Origin of the sequence: Phenylobacterium conjunctum, from assembly GCF_042679085.1 — a bacterium.
Classification (GTDB): Bacteria; Pseudomonadota; Alphaproteobacteria; order Caulobacterales; family Caulobacteraceae; genus Phenylobacterium; species Phenylobacterium conjunctum.
This window is the reverse complement of the sequence record NZ_JBHTLQ010000106.1, coordinates 1-3,490: the sequence shown is the minus strand read 5'-3', so window position 1 is coordinate 3,490 and position 3,490 is coordinate 1. Positions and strand designations below refer to the sequence as shown.

Annotated in this window: 4 protein-coding genes and 1 pseudogene; 2 read left to right on the top strand and 3 right to left on the bottom strand. The window is 69.8% G+C overall.

Annotated elements, in window-relative coordinates:
- From ACFQ27_RS20665 to ACFQ27_RS20655, 3 genes are all read right to left on the bottom strand, one after another.
- Nucleotides 1-978: TolC family protein (locus ACFQ27_RS20665; RefSeq protein WP_377354898.1), on the bottom strand; the 978-nt coding region annotated here is incomplete at its 3' end.
- Entirely contained in the window at nucleotides 975-1,178 is a 204-nt protein-coding gene (locus ACFQ27_RS20660; RefSeq protein WP_374345790.1) for a YgaP family membrane protein, read from the bottom strand. The genes ACFQ27_RS20665 and ACFQ27_RS20660, both read right to left, overlap by 4 nt.
- A gap of 20 nt (nucleotides 1,179-1,198) precedes the next feature.
- Nucleotides 1,199-2,479, bottom strand: a complete 1,281-nt coding sequence (locus ACFQ27_RS20655; protein WP_374345791.1) for an NAD(P)/FAD-dependent oxidoreductase — start codon at nucleotides 2,477-2,479, stop codon at nucleotides 1,199-1,201.
- Between the two features lie 169 nt (nucleotides 2,480-2,648).
- Between ACFQ27_RS20655 and ACFQ27_RS20650 the strand changes: the two genes are divergently transcribed.
- Complete coding sequence (locus tag ACFQ27_RS20650; RefSeq protein ID WP_377354897.1) at nucleotides 2,649-3,011, top strand: rhodanese-like domain-containing protein; 363 nt, start codon at nucleotides 2,649-2,651, stop codon at nucleotides 3,009-3,011.
- A 5-nt stretch (nucleotides 3,012-3,016) separates the two neighbouring features.
- Nucleotides 3,017-3,490: pseudogene (locus ACFQ27_RS20645) on the top strand (biotin/lipoyl-binding protein); the annotation flags it as partial.

Sequence of the window (3,490 nt, the reverse complement as noted above, 5' to 3'; positions counted from 1 at the left end):
GGCCCGGGCGGCCCGGGCGGCGGCCTGCGCCTGGGCCACGCGCGCGTTGATGGCCCCACCCGCGAACAGCGTCCAGCGGCCCTGCACGCCCACGGAATAGCCATCGGCCTTGTAGCCGGGGAAGAACTTGTCCTCGACGCTGGAGCCGACCGCGGTGAGGGCGACGTTGGGCAGGCGCTCGGCCTCAGCCATCCGAACCCCGGCCTCAGCGGCGCGCAGATGGGCCTCGGCGGCGCGGAGTTGGGGATTGGAGCGCTCGGCCTGGGCCTGGGCGTCCTCAAGCGTCGCTGCGACCGTCGCGGGGGCCTGGACGGGTTCGAGGGTGTCGGGCGCGACGCCGACCACCGCCTGGAAGTGAGCGCGAGCACGGGCGACTTCGCCGGTGGCGCGGGCCAGGTCGGCGCGGGCGTCGGCCTGGCGGGCGGCCGCCTGGTCGACATCGGTGCGCGCGACCTCGCCCTTGTCGAAACGTAGCCGGGCCTGGCGCAGGATCTCGGCCGTCTGGGCCTCGCCCAGGCGGGCCAGGTCCAGCAATCGGTCAGCGGCCTGGACGCCGGCATAGGCCTCCGCCACCCGGACTTCGAGGGTCGCGGCCGCGCCCGAGGCGGACTGGGTCGCGGCCTCGCGCTCGGCGCGCGCGGCGGCGATGGCGGCGGACACCGCTCCTCCGGTGAACAGGGGCGCGCGCAGTTCGACCTGGGCGGCGCGCGGCGAGACGTCGGCCTTGCCGAACCCGAAGAAGCCGCCCAGGTCGATGGAGCCTTGGCCCGTCTCGCCGCTGAGGGCGAGGCTAGGCAGGCGCTGCGCCTGGGCTTCGGAGAGCTTGGCGGCGGCCAGGTCCGCCTGGGCCCGAGCCTGGGCCAGGTCCGGATTGGTCTTGCGGGCGAGCGCGACCGCCTCGTCCAGGGACAGGGCGGAGGCGGGCTGCGCGGCCAGCACGGCCGCCAGCCCGGCGCCCAGAAGGGCGAGGCGTCTCACTTGAAGGCCGCCCCCGCGCGGACGCCCAGCTTCTTGAAGATCATCGCGGCCGGGCAGAAGCCGGTGAAGGCGGCCTGAAACATGTTCAGGCCAGCGAAAATGGCCAGGCCGATCCACCAGGGATGAACGTAGTGAGCCAGGGCGACGCTCAAGAGGACGACGCAGCCGGCGAAGGCGAAGACAGCACGATCCAGGGTCATGGCGACCTCCTTGGTTTTAATCAGGATTTCAGCTTGCGGACGCCCATGACGTCTAGGGCGAGCTTCTCGTAGAAGGGCTCGCTCTCGCCGCGCTTCACCTTGCCGATGAAGTATTTTTCGAAGCCGACCTTGGCGAGATGAACCCACTTGCCGTTGGACGACCAGTTGACGTTGCGCGGCGGGATCTGCGGCTGGGCCACGAAGGCGACACCGCCGTCGCCGAAGTCGGCCAGGCAGATGGCGTTCCAAGTGGCCTCCTCGTCAGGCTCCTTCCCGGACAGGATGGCGGCCAGGTTGTGGGCGATGGCCGTAACCATGCTCTCGATCATGAAGCCGGTCTTGGGAACGCCCACCGGCACCGGGGTCGGCCCCATTGGCGGGATGGCGACACAGACCCCCAGGGCGAAGACATTGCGGAAGGTCGGGTTGCGCTGGTGCTTGTCCACGAGGATGAAGCCGCGCGGGTTGGAGAGGCCCTCGACGCCGCGCACCGCCTCCACGCCCCGGAAGGCTGGCAACATCATGGAGAAGCCGAAGGGCAGGTCGTGGGTCGCCTTGACCTGGCCGCCCTCGTCCACTTCCTCCACATGCATCAGGCCGGGGTCGACGGATGTGACGCGCGCGTTGGTGATCCACTTGATGTGCCGTTGGCGCATCTCGCTTTCCAACAGCCCCTTGGTGTCACCCACCCCGTCCAGGCCCAGATGGCCGACATAGGGTTCGGACGTGACGAAGGTCATCGGAACCTTGTCGCGGATCTTCCGCCGCTTGAGCTCGGTGTCCAGGATCATGGCGAACTCGTAGGCGGGACCGAAGCAGGAGGCTCCCTGCACCGCGCCAACCACGATGGGCCCCGGATTGGCGCAGAAGGCCTCGAAGGCGGCGGCGGCGTTCTCGGCGTGATCCACATGGCAGATGGACTGAGTGGCGCCACCGTGCGGCCCCAGGCCCGGGATCTCGTCGAAGGCCAGATCCGGCCCGGTGGCGATCACCAGATAGTCGTAGGCGAGGTTCGAGCCGTCCTCGAGCTCGAGGCGGTTATTGGCTGGATCGACCTTCCTGGCGCCGACGCTGTTGAAGGCGACGCCCTTGCGCTTCAGAGTCGCGGGCAGTCCGACCTCGATGTCCTTACGCTTGCGCCAGTTGACCGCAACCCAGGGGTTCGAGGGAACGAAATGAAAGGTGTCGCCCTTGGAGACGGCGGTCACGTCGGCCTTGTCGCCGACCGCCGCCTTGATCTCGAAAGCGGCGATCGAGCCGCCGAGCCCGGCTCCCAGCACAACAATATTCGGCTTGCCCATCAGGGATCTCCTCCGTGCGCGCGGTCCGCGGCGTCCTGGCCGGCCGGCTCTTGATTCAGGTCACACCTTGCGGGCTCCGAAGGGCCCAGGGTGCTAACAACACTTGACTGAATATATGTATTTGCGCATATACGCAATCACGAAATGCCAAGCCCTTTGGAGAAGGTCCATGTTCTCGAGCCCCAAGACCCGCGACCTGTCGCCCCAGACGGTCGCCGCCGAGCTGAAGGCCCACAAGATTCTGCTCATCGACGTGCGCGAGCCGGCCGAGTTCGCGGTGGAGCGCATCCACGGCGCCCTGAACCTGCCGCTCTCGACCCTTGATCCCGCCACGCTGCCTGAAGCGGGCGACAAGCTGATCGTGTTCCAGTGCGCGGGCGGCAAGCGCTCGGCCATGGCGGTGGAGCGCTGTCAGAAGGCGGGCCACAAAATCGACGCTCACCTGGCCGGCGGCATCGCCGCCTGGAAGGCCACGGGCCTGCCGACGGCGTCGGTGGACGCCGCGACCGGCGCCCTGCGCGATCCGGGGTGACCGCCATGCGCCGCAGCCTCATCGCCCTCTTCGCCGCCGGCGCCCTGGCCAGCTGCGGCGCCCCAGAGACCGACGTGCGCGCCGTCGAGCGCGCGCCCGCCCAGGGCCGGCTGGTGGTTCACGCCCAGACCACGCCAGACCTGAAGCCGACACCGGGGACCCTGACCACCCGCGACATGGCCGAGGCCCGCAGCCGCATCGGCGGCCTGCTGATCTCCCTGTCCGTCAAGGAGGGGGACATGGTGCGCGCCGGTCAGGTCATCGCCCGCGTCCAGGACGACCGGCTGAACCTGCAGACCCACGCCTATGACGCCCAGGTCAACGCCGCCGCCGCCGAGGCCGCGCGTGCGGAGGCCGAACTCGCCCGGACGCAGGACCTCTATTCCAATGGCGTCTACGCCAAGGCGCGCCTGGAGGCCGTCGAGGCCCAGGCGCGGTCCGCCAGGGCGGGCCTGGCCGCCGCCCGCGCCCAGGGGTTC

Coding starts and splice junctions, on each gene's coding strand:
- ACFQ27_RS20660 (WP_374345790.1), bottom strand. CDS start 1,178: ATGACCCTGGATCGTGCTGTCTTCGCCTTCGCCGGCTGCGTCGTCCTC.
- ACFQ27_RS20655 (WP_374345791.1), bottom strand. CDS start 2,479: ATGGGCAAGCCGAATATTGTTGTGCTGGGAGCCGGGCTCGGCGGCTCG.
- ACFQ27_RS20650 (WP_377354897.1), top strand. CDS start 2,649: ATGTTCTCGAGCCCCAAGACCCGCGACCTGTCGCCCCAGACGGTCGCC.